Origin of the sequence: Mesorhizobium sp. WSM4308 (assembly GCF_002294905.1) — a bacterium.
Classification (GTDB): domain Bacteria; phylum Pseudomonadota; class Alphaproteobacteria; order Rhizobiales; family Rhizobiaceae; genus Mesorhizobium.
In genome coordinates, this window is sequence record NZ_NSFW01000002.1 from 483,246 (window position 1) to 503,552 (window position 20,307).

Annotated in this window: 19 protein-coding genes; 5 read left to right on the top strand and 14 right to left on the bottom strand. The window is 63.5% G+C overall.

Features of this window, described 5'->3' with window-relative positions; translation table 11 throughout:
* Positions 1-65 precede the first annotated feature (65 nt).
* Entirely contained in the window at positions 66-2,213 is a 2,148-nt protein-coding gene (gene pnp / locus CK227_RS05140; protein ID WP_095771830.1) for a polyribonucleotide nucleotidyltransferase, read from the top strand.
* A gap of 123 nt (positions 2,214-2,336) precedes the next feature.
* On the top strand, positions 2,337-3,347 hold the full coding sequence (locus CK227_RS05145) for a class I SAM-dependent methyltransferase (RefSeq protein WP_095771831.1): 1,011 nt from the start codon (positions 2,337-2,339) through the stop codon (positions 3,345-3,347).
* 5 nt (positions 3,348-3,352) lie between these two features.
* Here CK227_RS05145 and CK227_RS05150 read toward each other — a convergent pair whose 3' ends face one another.
* From CK227_RS05150 to fabA, 4 genes are all read right to left on the bottom strand, one after another.
* Positions 3,353-4,897: a bifunctional diguanylate cyclase/phosphodiesterase gene (locus tag CK227_RS05150; protein WP_095771832.1), complete on the bottom strand. Its 1,545-nt coding sequence runs from the start codon at positions 4,895-4,897 to the stop codon at positions 3,353-3,355.
* Between the two features lie 163 nt (positions 4,898-5,060).
* Positions 5,061-5,864 (bottom strand): enoyl-ACP reductase FabI, encoded by an 804-nt coding sequence (gene fabI, locus CK227_RS05155; protein WP_010913330.1) that lies wholly within the window; start codon positions 5,862-5,864, stop codon positions 5,061-5,063.
* A 31-nt stretch (positions 5,865-5,895) separates the two neighbouring features.
* Positions 5,896-7,116: a beta-ketoacyl-ACP synthase I gene (gene fabB / locus CK227_RS05160; protein ID WP_095771833.1), complete on the bottom strand. Its 1,221-nt coding sequence runs from the start codon at positions 7,114-7,116 to the stop codon at positions 5,896-5,898.
* Between the two features lie 49 nt (positions 7,117-7,165).
* Positions 7,166-7,681 (bottom strand): 3-hydroxyacyl-[acyl-carrier-protein] dehydratase FabA, encoded by a 516-nt coding sequence (gene fabA / locus CK227_RS05165; RefSeq protein WP_095771834.1) that lies wholly within the window; start codon positions 7,679-7,681, stop codon positions 7,166-7,168.
* 242 nt (positions 7,682-7,923) lie between these two features.
* On the opposite strand from fabA, the gene irrA reads away from it, so the two are divergent.
* Together irrA and CK227_RS05175 are read left to right on the top strand one after the other, a co-directional pair.
* Positions 7,924-8,355, top strand: a complete 432-nt coding sequence (gene irrA / locus CK227_RS05170) for an iron response transcriptional regulator IrrA (protein ID WP_010913333.1) — start codon at positions 7,924-7,926, stop codon at positions 8,353-8,355.
* Positions 8,352-8,837 carry a DUF4260 domain-containing protein gene (locus tag CK227_RS05175; RefSeq protein ID WP_245318075.1) on the top strand — a complete coding sequence of 162 codons (486 nt, stop codon included), beginning with the start codon at positions 8,352-8,354 and terminating at the stop codon, positions 8,835-8,837. The genes irrA and CK227_RS05175 overlap by 4 nt, the downstream gene beginning before the upstream one ends.
* Here the strand turns inward: CK227_RS05175 and CK227_RS05180 are convergent.
* Entirely contained in the window at positions 8,827-9,387 is a 561-nt protein-coding gene (locus CK227_RS05180) for an SH3 domain-containing protein (protein ID WP_095771836.1), read from the bottom strand. The genes CK227_RS05175 and CK227_RS05180 overlap by 11 nt on opposite strands.
* Positions 9,388-9,535: 148 nt before the next feature.
* On the opposite strand from CK227_RS05180, the gene CK227_RS05185 reads away from it, so the two are divergent.
* Complete coding sequence (locus CK227_RS05185) at positions 9,536-10,537, top strand: D-glycerate dehydrogenase (RefSeq protein WP_019863085.1); 1,002 nt, start codon at positions 9,536-9,538, stop codon at positions 10,535-10,537.
* Between the two features lie 47 nt (positions 10,538-10,584).
* Here the strand turns inward: CK227_RS05185 and CK227_RS05190 are convergent, their stop codons facing one another.
* From CK227_RS05190 to CK227_RS05230, 9 genes are all read right to left on the bottom strand, one after another.
* The gene (locus CK227_RS05190) at positions 10,585-11,061 is read right to left on the bottom strand and encodes a GNAT family N-acetyltransferase (RefSeq protein WP_095771970.1); all 477 of its coding nucleotides are present in this window, start codon (positions 11,059-11,061) and stop codon (positions 10,585-10,587) included.
* A 14-nt stretch (positions 11,062-11,075) separates the two neighbouring features.
* Complete coding sequence (locus CK227_RS05195) at positions 11,076-11,828, bottom strand: molybdopterin-synthase adenylyltransferase MoeB (protein ID WP_095771837.1); 753 nt, start codon at positions 11,826-11,828, stop codon at positions 11,076-11,078.
* A 31-nt stretch (positions 11,829-11,859) separates the two neighbouring features.
* Positions 11,860-12,999, bottom strand: coding sequence for a DNA replication/repair protein RecF (recF, locus tag CK227_RS05200; RefSeq protein WP_095771838.1), 1,140 nt, complete (start codon positions 12,997-12,999; stop codon positions 11,860-11,862).
* An 83-nt stretch (positions 13,000-13,082) separates the two neighbouring features.
* On the bottom strand, positions 13,083-14,201 hold the full coding sequence (dnaN, locus tag CK227_RS05205; protein ID WP_010913340.1) for a DNA polymerase III subunit beta: 1,119 nt from the start codon (positions 14,199-14,201) through the stop codon (positions 13,083-13,085).
* Positions 14,202-14,507: 306 nt separating this feature from the next.
* Complete coding sequence (gene dnaA, locus CK227_RS05210; RefSeq protein WP_095771839.1) at positions 14,508-16,052, bottom strand: chromosomal replication initiator protein DnaA; 1,545 nt, start codon at positions 16,050-16,052, stop codon at positions 14,508-14,510.
* An 852-nt stretch (positions 16,053-16,904) separates the two neighbouring features.
* Positions 16,905-17,171, bottom strand: coding sequence for a 30S ribosomal protein S20 (rpsT, locus tag CK227_RS05215; protein ID WP_010913342.1), 267 nt, complete (start codon positions 17,169-17,171; stop codon positions 16,905-16,907).
* Positions 17,172-17,352: 181 nt separating this feature from the next.
* Complete coding sequence (locus tag CK227_RS05220) at positions 17,353-18,126, bottom strand: enoyl-CoA hydratase (protein ID WP_095771840.1); 774 nt, start codon at positions 18,124-18,126, stop codon at positions 17,353-17,355.
* Positions 18,127-18,158: 32 nt separating this feature from the next.
* Positions 18,159-19,049, bottom strand: a complete 891-nt coding sequence (mutM, locus tag CK227_RS05225; RefSeq protein WP_095771841.1) for a bifunctional DNA-formamidopyrimidine glycosylase/DNA-(apurinic or apyrimidinic site) lyase — start codon at positions 19,047-19,049, stop codon at positions 18,159-18,161.
* Positions 19,042-20,283, bottom strand: coding sequence for a phosphopentomutase (locus tag CK227_RS05230; RefSeq protein ID WP_095771842.1), 1,242 nt, complete (start codon positions 20,281-20,283; stop codon positions 19,042-19,044). Before CK227_RS05230 ends, mutM begins: the two co-directional genes overlap by 8 nt.
* Positions 20,284-20,307 lie beyond the last annotated feature (24 nt).

The window sequence follows — 20,307 nt, forward strand, 5'->3', positions numbered from 1 at the left end:
GCCAGAAGAAAGGGCACCCGCGCACGCTGAAACGGCGCGGCCCTTCCTCATACAAAGGACAAGACATGTTCAATCAGCACAAAGTGGAAATCGAATGGGGCGGTCGCCCGCTCATCCTCGAAACCGGCAAGATCGCCCGTCAGGCTGACGGCGCTGTGCTCGCCACCTACGGCGAGACCAAGGTTCTGGCCACCGTCGTTTCGATGAAGGAGCCCAAGCCTGGCCTCGATTTCTTTCCGCTGACCGTCAACTACCAGGAAAAGACCTATGCCGCCGGCAAGATCCCGGGCGGCTATTTCAAGCGGGAAGGCCGTCCGAGCGAAAAGGAAACGCTGGTTTCGCGCCTCATCGACCGCCCGATCCGTCCGCTCTTCGCCGACGGCTACAAGAACGACACGCAGATCGTCGTCACGGTCGTCCAGCATGACCTCGAGAATGATCCGGACATCCTGTCGATCGTAGCCACCTCGGCCGCTCTGACCCTGTCGGGCGTTCCCTTCATGGGCCCGGTCGGCGGTGCGCGCGTCGGCTACATCAACGGCGAATACGTCCTCAACCCGCACATCGACGAAATGCAGGAATCCAAGCTCGACCTCGTCGTCGCCGGCACCGCCGACGCCGTGCTGATGGTTGAGTCGGAAGCCAAGGAACTTGGCGAAGAGCTGATGCTCGGCGCTGTCATGTTCGGCCACAAGGGCTTCCAGCCGGTAATCGACGCCATCATCAAGCTGGCCGAAGTTGCCGCCAAGGAGCCACGCGACTTCACCGCGCCGGATTATTCCGCGCTCGAAGCCGAGATGCTGAAGATCGTCGGCGACGAGCTTCGTGAGGCTTACAAGATTACCGACAAGCAGCAGCGCTATGCCGCCGTCGACGCCGTCAAGGCGAAGGTCAAGGCAGCCTTTGCTCCGGCCGAAGGCGAAGAGGCCAAGTACACCTCCGAGCAGATCGGCTCGGTGTTCAAGGAACTGCAGGCCAAGGTCGTGCGCTGGAACATCCTCGACACCGGCTCGCGCATCGATGGCCGCGACCTGAAGACTGTCCGCAAGATCGTTTCCGAAGTCGGCGTCCTGCCGCGCACCCATGGTTCGGCGCTGTTCACCCGTGGCGAGACCCAGGCGCTGGTCGTTGCCACGCTCGGCACCGGCGAAGACGAGCAGTATGTCGATTCGCTGACCGGCATGTACAAGGAGAAGTTCCTCCTTCACTACAACTTCCCTCCCTATTCCGTCGGTGAGACCGGCCGCATGGGTTCGCCGGGCCGCCGCGAAATCGGCCACGGCAAGCTCGCCTGGCGCGCCATCCGTCCGATGCTGCCGAGCGCTGACCAGTTCCCCTACACGCTGCGCGTCGTCTCGGAGATCACCGAGTCCAACGGCTCGTCCTCGATGGCCACCGTCTGTGGCACCTCGCTGGCGCTGATGGATGCCGGCGTGCCGCTGGCCAAGCCGGTTGCCGGTATCGCCATGGGCCTGATCAAGGAAGGCGAGCGCTTCGCCGTGCTTTCCGACATCCTGGGCGACGAGGATCACCTCGGCGACATGGACTTCAAGGTCGCCGGCACCGCCAACGGCATCACCTCGCTGCAGATGGACATCAAGATCGAGGGCATCACCGAGGAGATCATGAAGATCGCGCTGGATCAGGCCAAGGACGGCCGCCAGCATATCCTCGGCGAAATGGCTCATGCCCTGACCGGCGCCCGCCCCGAACTCGGCGAATTCGCGCCGCGCATCGAGGTCATGCACATCCCGACCGACAAGATCCGCGACGTCATCGGTTCGGGCGGCAAAGTCATCCGCGAGATCGTCGAGAAGACCGGCGCCAAGATCAACATCGAGGACGACGGCACGGTGAAGATCGCTTCTTCGAACGCCAAGGAGATCGAAGCGGCGAAGAAGTGGATCCACACCATCGTCGCCGAGCCGGAAGTCGGCGAAATCTACGAAGGCACGGTCGTCAAGACCGCCGACTTCGGCGCCTTCGTCAACTTCTTCGGTCCGCGTGATGGCCTCGTCCACATCTCGCAGCTCGCCAACGAGCGCGTCGCCAAGACCTCCGACGTCGTCAAGGAAGGCGACAAGGTCTGGGTCAAGCTGATGGGCTTCGACGAGCGCGGCAAGGTCCGCCTGTCGATGAAGGTCGTCGACCAGGCCACCGGCAAGGAAATCGTGCGCGACAAGAAGGCCGAAGGCGAAGAAGACGCCGCCTGAGCGATCTGACGGAAAAATCGAAGCGGGCGCGGCTTATGTCGCGCCCGTTTTCGTTTGGAGCGGTTCCAGGAAAGTATGAGGCGCTTTCCCTTGGGAATTGCGTAAGACTCTGGGAGCACTTCCATGTCCGCTGAAGCGCTGAAGACACTTTTCCATCCCTTCGAGGCCGAGGCTCTTGCCTTGCCGCGAAAGGGCGAGCGCATCCTCTTCCTCGGCGCCGAGCCCGGCCTGCGCGTGCCGTCGGGTTTCGAGGCCACGCTGCATCTCGTACTGGGCTTCCGGCCATATTTCCGTGCATTGCAGGCAGCGGGCTTTTCCGTCACGCCGCAAACCGAGGGGGACGGATTTGATGCCGCCCTGGTGCTCGCGGGCCGTCACCGCGGCCAGAACGAACTGCGTATCGCCGAGGCCCTCAAGCGCGTGGCGCCAGGCGGGCTTGTCGTCGTCGCCGGCGGCAAGGACGACGGCATTGCTAGCCTTCGCAAGCGCGTCGACGAGCTCGTGCCGCTCGACGGCCATATGCCGAAATATCACGGCATCGCCTTCTGGCTGCGCCGCCCTGTGGATATGCAGGCCGCAGCCACGCTTCGCGCCGCCAATCCCGCTTTGCTGATCGAGGAGCGGTTCCACACCGCACCTGGTATGTTCTCCTTCGATCGCGTCGATGCGGGTTCGAAACTGCTGGTCGACAATTTGCCCAATGACCTGCGCGGCAATGCGGCCGATTTCTGTGCTGGTTGGGGTTATGTCGCGGCTGAGATGGCTGCCCGCTCGTCAGGCCTGTCGGGTCTCGATCTCTATGAGGCCGATTTCGATGCGCTGGAGGCGGCCAAGGGCAACTTGGCCAACACAGTGGCGCAAGGCTTCTTCTGGATGGATCTGCTCGCCGAGCCTGTCGAGCGCCGTTACGACGTCGTCGCCATGAACCCGCCCTTTCATCGCAGCCGTGCTGCGGAGCCGGAGATCGGCGCCGGCATGATCCGCGCGGCGGCCAAGGCGTTGAAGCCCGGTGGCAGGCTGTTCATGGTCGCCAACCGGCAGCTTCCCTACGAGCCCGTGCTGTCGGCCGCCTTTGCCAGCCACGCGGAGCTTGCCCGCGACGGCATGTTCAAGGTGTTTTCCGCTCGGCGCTGACTTGCTCAATGCAGGTTGGCGACGCGCCGGAACTCGTCGGTGGCGTGCTCGTCGCCAAGCCTGAACTGGAGCGGCGCCGGCCGGCCGAACAAATAACCCTGCACCACCTCGCAGCCGGCCGCCCGCAACAGCGTCGCCTGGCTCTCGGTCTCGACGCCTTCGGCGATGATGCTGACGCCGAGCGCGCGCGAAAGCCCGACAATGGTCGAGACGACAGCGCCGGAGCTGGAATCGGTATCGATGCGGCTGACGAAGGAACGGTCGATCTTCAGCTTGCCGAATGAGAAGTCGATGAGGTAGCTGAGGTTCGAATAACCGGTGCCGAAATCGTCGACGGCAACGGAGATGCCCATTTCGGCAAGCTCTTTCAGGATAGCGGCCGCGCGGTCGCGGTCCTGCATCATCGCCGTCTCGGTGACTTCCAGCTCAAGCCGCGAGGGCTTGATGCCGGTGGCCCGCATGGTGTCGCGCACGATGCCGACGAAGTCCTTGGTCATGAACTGGACCGGCGAGATGTTGACGGCGACGAAACAGTCGTCCGGCAGATGACGGGCATCGCTGCAGGCCTTGCGCAGAACCCATTCGCCGATCGGGTGGATCATCCCGGTTTCCTCGGCGATCTGGATGAACTCCAAGGGTGGGATCATGCCGCGTTCGGGATGGTTCCAGCGGATCAGCGCCTCGTAGCCGATGATCCGGCCGGTCGGCAGGTCGAGCTGTGGCTGATAGTGCAGGTCGAAGTCTCCGCGCTCGAAAGCGGTGTGCAGTTCGGATTCGACCCATTGACGATGATCGGCGACACGCGCCATCTCGCTGTTGAACACCGACCAGTTGCCGACCCCGCCGGCGCGCGCATTCTGCAGCGCCAGGTTGGAGCGGCGCAGGATAAGGACCGGATCGACGCCATCCTTGGGCATAGCCACGATACCCACCGACAGGCTCACCGATTGCTGATGGGTGCTCAGTTCATAGGGCTCCATCATTTCGTCGATGAGCCTTTCGACCATGCTTTCCATCGTTCCCTGGATCTGATGATCCGCAAGCAGCACCGCGAACTCGCCGGCGCCGATACGCCCGACCAGGGCGCGTGCGGGCACGCAGGTCTGCAGCCGCTTGGTGAAGGCGCGGATCAACTCGTCGCCCTGCGTATAGCCGATCGCGTCGTTGATCTGCTTGAACCGGTCGATGTCGATGTCGATCAGGAACACCGGTTCTCCGGTCCGGCTTGTCGCGCATGCCGCCTCGGCGACCTTGCCGACCATCGCCGGGCGCGCCAGCAGTCCGGTCAGCTTGTCGAAATGGGTTTCGTTGAAGACGAAATCCGCCGATTCATCGACGCCGGCGAAGAACGACATGGCCGCCACCGACGCCGCCAGCGCGCAAAGCGCAGCCATGATCGCGACCATCATGTCCATCGATATGCCGGCAAACCCATCCCCGAGGCCGTGCTTCAGGCCCCAGATGCCGAGGACAAAACTGCCAATGCCCGAACTCGCTATCGTGAGCAGTCGGAACACCGGTGTTCGCTTCGGGTTGCTGACGGCAGTCATTCAAAGGTCCCCAGATTGCGGGACTCTATAGCGGAAATCCCCTTAAAATGAGTTTCCGCGAATGTATCCAATTTTACTGGAGAAGATTATTTTCTTTACTGGAAAGAGAGCCATTTCTCCAAACGGTTGCCCAAAGCGTGGCGCCTTGATCCGTAAGGGCCGGTTAGCCATCCGTCTGCTTCAACTCGTCGAGCGTCGGCATGGAGACGATGTGATAGCCGGAATCGACATAGTGGATTTCGCCGGTGACGCCCGAGGCAAGGTCGGACAGCAAATAAAGCGCGGAGCCGCCGACCTCGTCGATGGTCACCGTGCGGCGCAGCGGCGAGTTGCGCTGCTGGTACGAGAACATGTGACGGGCGTCCGAAATGCCGGCGCCGGCGAGCGTGCGTACCGGGCCCGCCGAGATGCCGTTCACCCGGATGCCACGCGGACCGTAGTCGTTGGCAAGGTAGCGCACGCTGGCCTCGAGGCCGGCCTTGGCGACGCCCATGACATTGTAGTTCGGCATGACGCGCACCGAACCGGCATAGGTCAGCGTGATCATCGAGCCGCCTTCCGTCATCAGGGCCGCGGCGTTGCGCGCCACTTCGGTGAAGGAGTAGCAGGAGATCACCATGGTGCGGACGAAATTGTCCCGGCTGGTGTCGGCGTAGAGGCCCTTCAACTCATTCTTGTCGGAAAAGCCGATGGCGTGGACGACGAAGTCCAGTCCGCCCCATTCCTTGCCGAGCGTCTCGAACGTGGCGGCGACCGAAGCGCTATCCTCGACATCGCAGGGAACGACCAGCGAGGCGCCGAGCTTGTCGGCGAGCGGCTTGACCCGGCGGCCGAAGGCGTCGCCCTGATAGGTGAACGCGAGCTCCGCCCCATGTTCGGACAATTTCTTGGCGATGCCCCAGGCGATCGAATGATCGTTGGCGACACCCATGACAAGCCCGCGCTTGCCCTTCATCAATCCGTCCATGGCAGGCAATCCTTTTAGAAAACCGCTGGCCTTATGCGGAATAGCGCTGGAAAACCAGCGTTGCGTTGGTGCCACCGAAACCGAAGGAGTTTGACAGGACGGTATCGATCTTGGCGTTGTCGATGCGCTTGCGCACGATCGGCATGCCCTCGAATTCGGGGTCGAGGGTCTCGATATGGGCGCTTTCGCCGATGAAGCCGCCTTGCATCATCAGGATCGAATAGATCGACTCCTGAACGCCGGCCGCGCCCAGCGAATGGCCGGTCAGCGACTTCGTCGAGGTGATGAACGGCATTTTTTCGCCGAACACCTCGCGGATGGCGCCCATTTCCTTGGAATCCCCCACCGGCGTCGAGGTGCCGTGGGTGTTGATGTAGTCGACCGGCGTGGACACCGTCGCCAGCGCCTGGCGCATGCAGCGGACCGCGCCTTCGCCGGAGGGTGCCACCATGTCGAAACCGTCCGAAGTCGCGCCGTAGCCGACGATCTCGGCGTAGATCTTGGCGCCGCGCGCCTTGGCATGCTCCAGTTCTTCCAGCACCAGCACGCCGGCGCCGCCGGCGATGACGAAGCCGTCGCGATTGACGTCATAGGCTCGGGAAGCGGCCGAGGCCCTGTCGTTGAACTTGGACGACATGGCGCCCATGGCGTCGAACAGGTCCGACATCGTCCAGTCGAGATCCTCGTGGCCCCCGGCAAAGACCATGTCCTGCTTGCCCCACTGGATCAGCTCGTAGCCATTGCCGATGCAATGCGCCGAGGTCGAGCAGGCCGACGAGATCGAATAGTTGACGCCGTGGATCTTGAACCAGGTGGCCAGCGTTGCCGACGCGGTCGACGACATCGCCTTCGGCACCGCGAAGGGGCCGATGCGCTTGGGGCTGCCGTTCTTCAGCGTGGTCTCGGCCGCCTCGACGATGGTGCGGGTGGAGGGGCCGCCCGAGCCCATGACGATACCGGTGCGCTCATTGGTGATGTCGCTTTCGCCGAGGCCCGCATCGGCGATCGCCTGGTCCATGGCGACGTGGTTCCAGGCAGCTCCTTGGCTCAGGAAGCGCATCGCGCGGCGATCGATCATGGCCGAGGGGTCGAGTGTCGGTGCGCCCCAGACCTGGCAGCGGAAACCGTGCTCGGCAAAGGAATCGGAAAAGCTGATGCCGGATCTGGCGTCATGCAGCGAGGTCTGCACCTCGTTGGCATTGTTGCCGATCGACGACACGATGCCGAGGCCTGTGACTACGACACGTCTCATTCGCAACTCCTTCCAGGGATGCTGGCCAGTGGGTCGGCCAAGGGTGCGGTCAACCGACCGCCGACTGCTTGGACAGACCGACCTTCAGGTCCGTCGCCGCATATATGGGCTCGCCATCCGCCTTCATCCAGCCATCGGCGATGCCCAGCACCAACCGGCCGCGCATGACACGCTTGAAATCCACGCCATACTCGACCTTCTTGACCGATGGCGTGACCATGCCCTTGAACTTGACCTCACCGGTCGACAGCGCCATTCCCTTGCCGGGTTCGCCGAGCCAGCCAAGGTAGAAGCCGGTCAACTGCCATAAGGCGTCCAGGCCGAGGCACCCTGGCATGATCGGATTGCCGATAAAATGGCAGGCAAAGAACCACAGGTCCGGCTTGATATCGAACTCCGCACGGATAAAGCCCTTGTCGAAGGCGCCGCCGGTCTCGCTGATCTCGGTGATACGGTCGAACATCAGCATCGGCGGGTAGGGCAGCTGGGCATTGCCCTCTCCGAACAGCTCGCCGCGGGCGCAGGCCAGCAATTCTTCGTAGTCGTAGCTGGATTTACCCGGCATCAATCTCGTCCCCATATCGTCCGGGCGGTAGCGCGCCCTTGTCGTTGGTGTCCTAACACAATCTGTTTCAGGCCGGAAACCGGCGTTTGCGCTTAACCCGCCAGTCTGCCCGGGTCAATGCGCGCTATTGATCGCATTCGGACGACCGAATATATGTCAACAGGGGTCCGGTTTCGGCAGGCATTCATTTTTTTGCCATTCTGGGCGTGTCTTGAAGCGGGACTGTTGGCTTGGAAGACCAGATGGACCGGGGCTGCCGGAAGGAAAATGTCGCTGTGGACAAGCGGGTACGTGAGGCCGGCCTGAGGCCGACACGGCAGCGCATTGCGCTGGCCGACCTGCTTTTCGCCAAGGGCGATCGCCATCTCTCGGCCGAGGAACTGCACGAGGAGGCGCTGGCCGCCGGCGTGCCGGTGTCGCTGGCCACGGTCTACAACGCGCTCCACCAGTTCACACAGGCGGGGCTGCTGCGCATCCTCGCCGTCGAGGGCGCCAAGACCTATTTCGACACCAACACCTCCGACCACCATCATTTCTACATCGAAGGCGAAAACCGGATTTTCGACATCGCCAACGGTCCGGTGACGGTCACCAACCTGCCGGATCCGCCCGAGGGCATGGAAATCGCCAATGTCGACATCGTGGTGAGGCTGCGCCCCAAGCGCCAGGAATGACCGGTGAGGCCAGAACAATCGGTTCGGCCGGCAGTGATCTGTCAGGCCAGAATAATCTGTCAGGCCAGAGTAATCTGTCAGGCCAGAGTAATCTGCCAGGGATGAAGCCCCTCGCCCTGATAATCCGCCTCGAATGGGCTGTCGTGGCGGCCGTTGCGATCGTCTTCTACGCTTGGTCAGGCGTTTCCTGGTGGCTCTTCGGATTGCTCATCCTGGCGCCGGACCTGTCAATGTTCGGGTATCTCGGCGGGCCGCGCACCGGCGCCATCGCCTACAACGCCCTGCACATCCTCATCGTACCGGTGCTGCTGCTGCTCGTCGGGTACCTGTCCGGTCATGCGGTCGCGATCGCGGTCGCACTGATCTGGATCGCCCACATCGCCATCGACCGCGCACTGGGCTACGGCCTGAAACTGCCAACCGGTTTTCAGGACACCCACCTCGGCCGCATCGGGCGTAAGCGGGACGAGCTCAGTCCTTGACCCGCTCTCCGGGATAGGCGCCCCAGACCGCGGCCTGGGCGAGCCAGCCGGTGTGGCCATCGAGCGTCATTTCGCACCACTGGCCGTCGCAGGACTTGATCGTGCCCATGACGCCCGGCTCGACGATCGCCACCACACGGGCATCCTTGTCGGGACTTTTCATAAGGTTGATCTGGGCACCCTTGCCGCGCTGCCAGGGCGCGATGATCGCCGTGCGCCGGCCTGACAGCAGCGACTGGTTGATCCAGCCCTCCGAGCCATCGGCGTCGCGCACGCGGCGCCACGTGTCGAATTCCTGGACGACCTCCATCGGCAGGCCGGCCTTCATATACATCCAGTCGACCGAGTAGTTGGCGCCGGGGCCGACGCGCGAATTGACGCGGCCGGACTTCAGGCTGACGAATCGCGGCAGCGGCAGGCCGCTCGGCCCGAGCGTGACGGCGCTCTGGGCGGGCGCGGCCGCGCCCTGCGCCACGGCAAGCGGGGAATAGAGGAGAGCGCCGAGAAATGCTGCGCTGATGGCCAGGCGAAGCGACGCGAAACCAGACACTTTCGTTCCTTTCGGCGCCGGCCCGGTGGCCTTGGCGCCCCTTTTTCTTTGTCTTCGGCGGCACCGCTTGTTACATGGGTAAATCGGCTACCGCGACCGGCTTTCAGTTTCGCCGGTCTTGGTTAAAGAGGTCTCAACGAGGGAAACAATGGTAGGCAAAAAGAAGCCTCTCGTGGTCATCACGCGAAAGCTGCCCGACCCGGTCGAGACCCGCATGCGCGAGCTGTTCGACGCCAGGCTGAATGTCGAGGACAGGCCGATGACGCAGCCGGAGCTGGTCGCCGCGGTCAAGGAAGCCGACGTGCTGGTGCCGACGGTGACCGACCAGATCGACGCGGCGCTGATCGCCCAGGCCGGCGACAACCTCAAGCTGATCGCCAATTTCGGCAACGGCGTCGACAAGATCGACGTGGCCGCGGCCGCCAAGAGGGGCATCACCGTCACCAACACGCCCAATGTGCTGACCGAAGACACCGCCGACATGACCATGGCGCTGATGCTGGCGGTGCCGCGCCGGCTCGCGGAGGGCGCCAATGTGCTCACCGGCGACAAGAAATGGGCCGGCTGGTCGCCGACCTGGATGCTTGGCCGGCGCATCTGGGGCAAGCGGCTGGGCATCGTCGGCATGGGCCGCATCGGCACGGCCGTCGCGCGCCGGGCCAAGGCTTTCGGCCTGTCCATCCACTATCACAACCGCCATCGTGTTTTGCCGGCGGTCGAGGACGGGCTGGAGGCGACCTATTGGGAGAGCCTCGACCAGATGCTGGCCCGCATGGACATCATTTCCGTCAATTGTCCGTCGACGCCCGCGACCTTCCATCTTCTGTCGGCACGGCGCTTGGCGCTGCTGCAGCCGACGGCCTATGTCGTCAACACCGCGCGCGGCGACATCATCGACGAGGAAGCGCTGGTCAAGCTGATCCAGGACGGCAAGATCGCCGGCGCCGGCCTCGACGTCTACGAGCATGAGCCGGCGCTCAATGCCAAGCTGCTCAAGCTTGCTGCCCGGCACAAGGTCGTGCTTTTGCCGCATATGGGTTCGGCGACGCTCGAGGGCCGCATCGACATGGGCGAGAAGGTCATCATCAACATCCGGGCCTTCGTTGACGGTCACCGCCCGCCCGACCGCGTGCTGCCGCTCAGAACCTGACGGTATCGCGGCGCCGCGCTCCCTGTTCTTCAAATGCAAGCCAAGGCTTACGAAAGAACCTTGCGCATGGTGATCGATGTCGGCTTGGCGTAGCCCTCATGCGCCGTCCGCCCGGTCTCGTGAAAGCCGAGGCGGGCAAAGGCGGCGTGATTGGCGGTAAGCTCGATGCGCGTCTGCAGTTCCAGCGCCGCCTTGCCGCGATCGAGCGCGAGACGTTCGACCGACTTCATCAGTCGCCGGCCGATGCCTTGCCCCTGGCAGTCCGGGGCGACGGCGAGCTTGCCGACGTAAAGATCGTCGGCCCTTTCCTCAGCGAAGACGCAGCCGACGATCCTGTCGCTATCGATGGCCACGAACCCGGTCTCCCGCCGGGCCTTGTCGCGCAGTGTGTCGACGGTGAGCAGGTGAGCCGAGGACGGAGGGTCGATGACGCCGTCCATGAAGGCGAAGGCACGCATGATCAAGGTAAGCACCTCGTCCCAGCGGCCGAAATCGGCCGGAATGCGGTCGATTGTAAGGGGCATGGTCCGCTCCAAGGTCAGCGCCTGGCGTAGCGGATCGTCTCAAAGCGCGCGGCGAGCGCGTCGTAGAGCAGCAGTCGGCCGACCAGCGGCTCGCCGATGCCGGTGATCAGCTTGATCGCCTCCATCGCCTGCAGCGTGCCGACGACGCCGGTGAGCGCACCAAGCACCCCGGCCTCGGCGCAGGACGGCACCAGGCCTGGCGGTGGCGCTTCGGGAAAGAGATCGCGATAGCCCGGGTTAGGCTTGCCATCCTTGCCGACCTCGAAAGGCTTCAGCACCGTCACCGAGCCGTCGAAGCGACCAACGGCGGCATGCACCAGGGGTTTACGCGCGCTCGCACAGGCGTCGGCCACCGTATAACGGGTCTCGAAATTGTCGGAACCGTCGACCACGATGTCATAGCGGGCGACGAGGGCAGGGGCGTTGTCGGCGCTCAGCCGGAACGTGTGCGTCTCGACCGCGGTGTTGGGATTGATGCGGGCGATTGCCGCCCTGGCGCTGTCGGTTTTCAGTTTACCGACCGTATCGGTGTCGTGGATGACCTGACGCTGCAGATTGGAGAGCGACACGGTGTCGTCGTCGACAATGCCGAGCGTGCCGACGCCGGCCGCCGCAAGGTATTCGAGCACCGGCGCGCCCAGCCCGCCGGCGCCGATCACCAGGACGCGCGCTTGCTTGAGTTTCTGTTGGCCCGCACCGCCGACCTCCGGCAGCACGATGTGGCGGGCATAGCGTTCGATCTCGTCGGCGGTGAGCGCAGTGGTCATGTCAGGACAATACAGCGGCCGAAAAACCTTGTCAGGCGTCTTCGGTTGGCCCAACCGTGCCATGGTCGACGGTCAGGAATTGCGCACGCCCCCTGAGGCTGGAGAACAGCGCGGCATCGGTTCCCGTCATGAAGGCCTGGCAGTTCAACTCCTCGAGGATCGAGAACAGTGCCGCCCGCCGCCCTCCGTCGAGATGGGCGGCGATCTCATCCAGCAGCAGGATCGGCGTCATACCGGACATCTCGCCGGTCAGTCGTGCGTGCGAGAGCACGATGCCGACCAGCAAGGCCTTCTGCTCGCCGGTCGAACAAAGCTCGGCCGGCATCGCCTTGGGCCGGTGCCGCACCAGGAGATCGGAACGGTGCGGGCCTTCGAGCGTTCGTCCCGCGGCACGATCGCGATCACGTCCACCGGCGAGCGCGCGGCGGAACCGCTCCTCGACATCGACCGCCGGCGCGCTGGAAACCTCGGCTTCCAGATCGCCCGAAAGGCTGATGTCGGCCTGCGGGAACGGCCCCGTGTCGGGCAGCCTGTCGATCATGGCGGCGAGCAGGCGCACCAGTTCGGCGCGCGCCGCCGCAATGGCGACGCCGGTTTCGGCCATCTGCGTCTCGATCGCCTCGAACCAGCGATCGTCGCGAGATCCATCCGTAAGCAGGCGATTACGGCCGCGCATGGCCTTTTCGTAGTCGAGCGCACGCTGGCCGTGGCCGGGATCGATCGCCAGCACCAGCCGGTCGAGAAAGCGCCGGCGATCCGCGGCCGGTCCGGTGAAAAGCGCGTCCATGGCCGGCGTCAGCCACACCACGCGCAGCCATTCCAGCATGTCTTCGGCCGATCGGGCGGTCGCGCCGTTGATGCGAACGCGCCTTCCGCCTTCGCCCTCGCCGACGGAAATGCCCGTGCCGATCTCGACCTGGCCGTCGGGCCCATCGAGCTGGGCATGCAGCGCAAAGCCGCCATCGCCGCCTTCGCGCGCGACATCGGCGTAAGGGGCACGGCGCAAGCCACGCCCGGGCGTCAGAAAGGAAATCGCTTCGAGCAGGTTGGTTTTGCCGGCGCCATTGTCGCCGGAAAACACGACTGCGCCCGGGGCGAGATCGATCGCCAGCGCCGCATAGTTGCGGAAATTAGTAAGTGTAAGCTTACTTATATGCGTCTGTGCCGGCAACCGCTATCCGCCTGTAGAAGTGCCGCAATCATTGTTCTTGCCGCCGGTCCTGTCGCAGCGCCGGATCGATGATGCAGCGCCGGCTACACCCGCATCGGCATCAGCACGTAAAGCGCGGTCTCGTCGGCCATGTCGTGGATCAGGGTCGGGGAGCCGGCATCGGCCAGCATGAATTTGGCTTCCGTGCCGGTCAGCTGCGCGGCGACATCGAGCAGATATTTGGCGTTGAAGCCGATCTCGATCGGGTCGGACGAGTAATCGGCAGCCAGTTCCTCGGTGGCGCTGCCGGAATCCGGGTTGTTGACCGCAAGCGTCACCTGGCCTTCGCTGATCGAAAGCTTCACCGCGCGGCCGCGTTCGGAGGAAATGGTCGAGACGCGATCGACCGCAGCGGCAAAGCTCTGGCGGTCGAGGATCAGCTTCTTGTCGTTGCCCGTCGGAATGACCCGCTGATAATCGGGGAAGGTGCCGTCGATCAGCTTCGAGGTCAGGACCACGCTGCCGATGGTGAAGCGGATCTTGGTATCGGATAGTTCGGTGGTCACGGCGACATCCGGATCGTCGACCAGTTTCTGCAGCTCGCTCACCGTCTTGCGCGGAATGATGATGCCCGGCATGCCTTCGGAACCTGCTGGCGCGTCGATTTCGGCGCGCGCCAGGCGGTGGCCGTCGGTCGCCACCGAGCGCAGCTTCAGCTTGCCGCCGACTTCATGCGTGTGCAGGTAGATGCCGTTGAGATAATAGCGCGTCTCCTCGGTGGAAATGGCGAACTGCGTCTTCTCGATCAGCCCCTTCAGGGCAACCGAGTCGAGCCGGAAGATATGCGAGAACGATCCGGCCGAAAGTTCGGGGAAATCGGATTGCGGCAGGCACTGCAGGCGGAAGCTCGAGCGGCCCGACGTCACCGTCATGGCGTTGCCGTCCTCGTCCGTTTTCAGCATCACCTCGGCGCCGTCCGAAAGCTTGCGCACGATGTCGTAGAGCAGATGCGCGGGGACCGTCGTCGCCCCGCCACGCTCCACCTTGGCTGGCGTTGCTTCCGTCACCTCCAGGTCGAGGTCGGTGGCCTTCATTTCCAGGCTGGCGCCTTCGGCGCTGAGCAGCACATTGGACAGGATCGGTATCGTGTTGCGCCGTTCGACCACACGGTGGACGTGGTTGAGCGACTTCAGGAGATTTGACCGTTCCAGGATAACACGCATGACGAAACAGGCTCGCTTGAAAGGATGAGCGGGTCTCCGGCTGGCGGCGCCCCGCGAAAGGTCTGAACAGGCTCAGAATCTGCGTAAACTGACAGGAAAAAGCTAGCAAACGCAAGCCCGCGACACCGGTTCGGGCCGGCTGCGCGGGCTTTCTGGGGATAAACGCCGCGAAGACCTCCTGCCGGTGTGCTGAATCCGGAATCTGGATCGTCGCCGGTCGATGCCGCGAGCCCATTCCGGACCGACAGCTGGGCAGGCAAGCCGTTGAATTCTAACGCAGTTCCGGCTTGCCTGTTCCGGGCCCGATCAGGCCTGATCGTTGATCAGCCGTCGCAGCAGCTCGAGTTCCTGTGCCAGCGTGTTGTCATTGCCGGAAAGGTCTTCGATCTTGCGCACGGCGTGCAGCACGGTGGTGTGGTCGCGGCCGCCGAAGCGCCGTCCGATTTCCGGCAGTGAGCGGGGCGTCATCACCTTCGACAGGTACATCGCGACCTGCCGTGGCTTGACGATGGTGCGCGTGCGCCGGTTGGAAAGCAATTCGGTCTTCGACACATTGTAGTGGCGCGCCACGATGCGCTGGATGTCCTCAATGCGGACCCGCTTCGGCTCCCCGGTGCGATAGATGTGGCCGAGGATCTCATCGATGCGGTCGATGGTGATCTGCGGCTCGAACGACTGCCGGAACAGCAGCTGATTGAAGGCGCCCTCCAGTTCGCGTCCGCTGCCGGTCACGGTGCGGGCGACGTGATTGAGGATCTCTTCGGAAATGTCGAGCGATGCGTCGTCGACCCTGGCCGTGGCCAGGCGCAGCTTGAGCATGCCGAGGCGCATGGCGAAATCGGGCGCCGACATTTCAAGCGCGACGCCGCCATTGAGACGCGAGCGGACGCGCGGCTCCAGAGATTCCAGCTCCGACGGCGGCCGGTCGGCAGCGACAACGACCTGCTTGGCGCTGTCGAGCAGCATGTTGATCAAATGGCAGAATTCATGCTGGATCGACTTGCCCTGCAGGAACTGCATGTCGTCGATGATCAGGAGGTCGATGTCGCGCAGCTGCTCCTTGAGCGTCAGCGCGTTGTTGTCGCGGATCGCCGTGGCGAAGCGCCACATGAAATATTCCGCGGTGAGATAGACGACGCGGGCCTTCGGGTTTTGCTTCAGCGATTCCGCCGCGATGGCCTGCAGCAGGTGGGTCTTGCCGAGCCCGACGGTCGCATGCAGGAATAGTGGATTGAAGCGCACGGCGCTCGACTGCGATTCCGCCACGGCCTTGGCGGCGGCGAACGCCACCCGGTTCGACGGCCCCTCGATGAAGGAGCCGAACGTGTAGCGCGGATCAAGCGGCGACCCCAGAACATTATGGCGGAACTCGCTCTCGACCGCCGCACCCGGGCGCGGTACCGGGGGCCGTTCGACCCTGCCGGGGCTTACGGTGCCGGCGGCCAGCGCCGTCTGCGTCTGCCGTGTCATCTTGCGCGCCGGCGCCAATTCCGGTTCGACATGGCTGCGCCCCTGACGAGTGGCCGTGCGCACCACGATCTCGATCTTGAGGAGATCGGCATCCTCCTGCTTCCACAGTTCGGAGATGAGGTCGAGGTAATGGCCATTGATCCACGAGCGCAGGAACGCGGTGGGGACCGAGATGCGGACAATGCCCTTGGACGCTTCCGCGACCTTCATGCGGCCGAACCAGCTCGAATAGACTTCAGCTCCCAGACGCGCCTTCAACTGGGCTTTGACCCGGTCGAACTTCTGTTCCGCGTCGCTGGAGACCGCCATCTCGTTTGCTCCGATCAAAGTTCCAGGAAATGGGAGGTCGCCCGTAAGCTCCCTTTCGATGCCGCTCTGCATGATCGAGTTCCTTGTCTTTCTGTACCTGTTTTCCGCCGGGGATGCGCCTCCTGCATCCTTGTTCCAGCGACTGTGTCTTCGCTACGATGCCCGTTGCCGCCGCCGGCAATGAACGTCGCCACAATCCGTAGGGAACCGGTGCCGGCCCATGGAAGCCAGTCCGCGTTGGGTATGTCAGGGCAATACAACATCGTCCGGCGAAAAACGCCGGCGCGCTGTCAACCTGCCATGTCTCGTTACGCCAGTCCCCTACCGTATCGAAAAGAGCAAACCAAAGCCGTCCGCGGAATTGATCCGCGTCGCAAATCCCGCCAATTTAAGCTGGCCGCGTCAGGCTGGGTTAAGGACCAGAGGCCCGTCCCCTTCGATGGATGGACATTACCGAAATCGCTGTGGATAGGGCAAGGCCACGTCTAACGGATTTTTAAGGAATCTGGTTACCTCCGGCGCCTTCGGGCGCCATACCGCAGCGGCGTATTTTGACAAAGCCATTGTGATTCAAACCCTTTTCCGGCGAATATGAAAAAGCCGGGCCGATACGAAATATTCTGAAATAATTCGCTTGACAGCCAGTTGTCCTCCCGTCCCTTTGGAGCGCTGTGGACATGCTGTGGATGACCATTGCTAACTGTCTGAAAAATATTGCTTATTTCTGATAGCCAAGGATTTCCTGGGCGACGCTTTTTAAGCGTGCCAACCATCGGCGGGCATGTATGTGCCGGCAAAGCATTTGAAAGCTTGGAAGCCGCCCTAGGCGCCGTTTCCGAGCATTCTTTTTAAGTACTTGCCGGCAAACGAAAAAAACCCGGCGCGATCGGCCGGGTTTTAGACAAGCTAGTCTGTATAGCGATGTTAGGCCGACAGCACCTTGAGCCGTGCGGCCAGGCGCGACACCTTGCGGGACGCCGTGTTCTTGTGGATGACGCCCTTGGTTGCGGCCCGCATCAATTCCGGCTCGGCGGCCTTGAAGGCGGCCTGCGCGGCTGCCTTGTCACCGGAGGCGAGCGCCTCTTCGACCTGGCGGACATAGGTGCGCACGCGCGAGCGGCGGTTCTTGTTGATCGCCGCGCGGCGGGCGATCTTGCGCGTTGCCTTTTTGGCCGAGGATGTGTTGGCCATGATGCCTCTCTTCTGATCTGGTCGGCGCACGCGGCATGCCGCAGGGCGCAAAAAACAAACGGGCAGCCACAGGGCCGCCTCGGTTGGTGCGGCTTATAGTTCAGCTTTTCCGGCGCGTCAACGCTGCCTGGCGTTCTTTTTGGCCGACGCCACAGGGTTTCGATCGCGGGCCGGCAAGGCTCTACCGATTGGCGAAATTCGGCTTCCGCTTTTCGGCGAAGGCCGCCATGCCTTCCTTCTGGTCTTCGAGCGCGAAAAGCGAATGGAACAGACGACGTTCGAACCGCAATCCCTCGGCCAGCGTCGTCTCATAGGAACGGTTGACGGCTTCCTTCGCCATCATCACCGACGGCAGCGAGAAGTCGGCGATCTTGGCGGCCGCCTTGACCGCCTCCTCGACAAGCTCGGCGGCGGGCACGACCCGCGACACCAGACCTGAGCGCTCGGCTTCCGCCGCATCCATCGTCCGTCCGGTCAGGCACATGTCCATTGCCTTCGACTTGCCGACAAACCGGGTCAGGCGTTGCGACCCGCCCATGCCGGGAATGACGCCGAGCGTGATTTCGGGCTGACCGAATTTGGCCGTGTCGGCGGCAATGATGAAGTCGCACATCATTGCCAGTTCGCATCCGCCGCCGAGCGCATAGCCGGCCACCGCGGCGATAACGGGTTTGCGCACCCGCGTCAGGTCTTCCCAGCCGCCGAACAGGTCCTGCAGATAGGCGTCCGCAAAGGAGATTGCCTGCATTTCCTTGATGTCGGCGCCAGCGGCAAAGGCCTTGTCGGAACCTGTAATGACCACGGCGCCGATGCCGGCGTCGGCGTCGAAGTCCTTCACGGCCCCGACCAGTTCGGCCAGAAGCTGAAGGTTCAGCGCATTGAGCGCCTTTGGCCGGTTCAGAGTGACCAGTCCGACCTTGCCGCGCGTCTCGGTGATGATCGTTTCATAGGCCATGGCTGCTTCTCCTCGCTCCACCCCGGTCTAACTCAGCTCTGACACGTCCGGCAATAGAAGGTCGAGCGTCCGCTCTGCACGACGCGCTCGATATGGCCGCCGCAGCCAGGCTTCGGGCAGGGCTCGCCCTCACGGTCGTAGACGGCGAAGGAATGCTGGAAATAGCCCAGCGATCCGTCGGTGTGCATGTAGTCGCGCAGCGAAGACCCGCCGGCGGCGATGGCATCCGATATGACCGAGCGGATCGCCTCGGCGAGGCGTTCGCTTTGTTGTCTGGCCTTCTTGCCCGGCTTGGCGATGGTGCCCGCCTCCCGCAAGGGCGACAGGCCGGCGCGCCAAAGCGCCTCCGAGACATAAATATTGCCAAGTCCCGCGATCAGCTTCTGGTCAAGAAGTGCTGCCTTCAGCGGCGATCCGCGGCCTTGCAGCAACGAGGCGAGCAGCGCGCCGTCCAGCCTGTTGCCCGTTGGCTCGACGCCCAGTCCGGCCAGCATCGGGTGCGTCTCCGGCGATCCTTCCGCAAACAGCATGAAGCCGAAGCGGCGCGGGTCGTTGAAGATCACGCGGGACCGGGCGCCGTCGGCACCGACCACATCGAACACCACATGGTCGTGTGCCGTGCTTTTCGAGCGCTCGTGGTGGAACACGCCGGGTGTCTCACCGTCGTCGTCGGTCTCGACGCGAAAGGAGCCCGACATGCCGAGATGGCAGATCAGCACGGGGCCGTCCTGCACATGCATGGTCAGATATTTGGCCCGGCGGCCGAGTGCAGTGATGGTCCTGCCCGTCAGCCTTTCCGAAAACCGTTCGGGAAAGGGAAACCGGAGGTCTGGCCGACGCGCCTCGACCCTGGTCAGACGGGCACCTTCCAGGACCGGCTGCAGGCCACGCCGGACCGTTTCGACTTCGGGCAATTCAGGCATGGCCGCCAATCATCGCATGGAAAGAAGTGCCGTAGCGGCCGGGCGCCAGCCCGAGGTGTTCGGCGACGGTTTCGCCGATATCGGCGAATGTCGTTCTCAGTCCGATATCGCCACCTGCCAGACCCGGTCCCATGCCGATCACCGGGATGCGTTCACGCGTGTGATCGGTCCCTCGCCAGGTCGGGTCATTGCCGTGGTCGGCCGTCAGGATGAGAAGGTCGCCCTGCCGCAGCTTGGCGAATGCTTCCGGCAGCCGTCGGTCGAAGGCCTCGAGCGCGGCGGCATAGCCGGCGACGTCGCGGCGGTGGCCGAATTCGGTGTCGAAATCGACGAAATTGGCGAAAACGAGATCGCCGTCGCCGGCATCGTCCATCGCACCGAGCGCCTTGTCGAACATGGCCATGTTGCCGGCGGCCTTGCGCACTTCCGAAATCCCGCGATGGGCGAAGATGTCACCGATCTTGCCGACGGCGATGACGCGGCTTCCCCGCGCCGTCAGCCGGTCAAGCAAGGTCGGCTCCGGAGGTGGCACGGCATAGTCATGGCGATTGTAGGTCCGCTGGAAGGTGGCGGCGGTCTCGCCGACGAACGGTCGTGCGATCACGCGCCCGATTCTGAGCGGATCAACCAGCCGGCGCACCACCTGACAGAATTCATAAAGCCGATCCAACCCGAAATGAACTTCATGCGCGGCGATCTGCAGGACCGAATCGACGGAGGTGTAACAGATCGGCTTGCCGGTACGGATGTGTTCCTCGCCGAACCGTTCGATGATTTCGGTGCCCGGCGCATGGCAGTTGCCGAGGATGCCTGGCACCTCGCCCTCGCGGATCATCGCCGCGGTCAGATCAGCGGGAAAGGCCGGAACCGTATCCGGGAAGTAACCCCAGTCGAAACGCACCGGCAGCCCGGCGATCTCCCAGTGGCCGGAGGGCGTGTCCTTGCCGCTCGAAACTTCCTGCGCCGCGCCATGGAAGGCGTTGGCGACCAGATCCGTCCCGAAATGGGCAAAACCCAACCCTGTCGCCGTCTCCGCTGCCTTGCCAAGCCCGAGCGACGCCATGTGCGGGACAAACAGCGGCCCTTGCCGAAGCCGCTCGCGATCCGCGCGCCCTTCGGCGCAAGCTTCGGCAATGTGCGCAAGCGTGTTGGCGCCGGCGTCGCCATAGCGTTCGGCGTCGGTCGCACCGCCGATGCCGAAAGAGTCCAGGACGAAGAGGAAAGCGCGCGCCATCGGTCATTGTTGCCAGTTTGGACG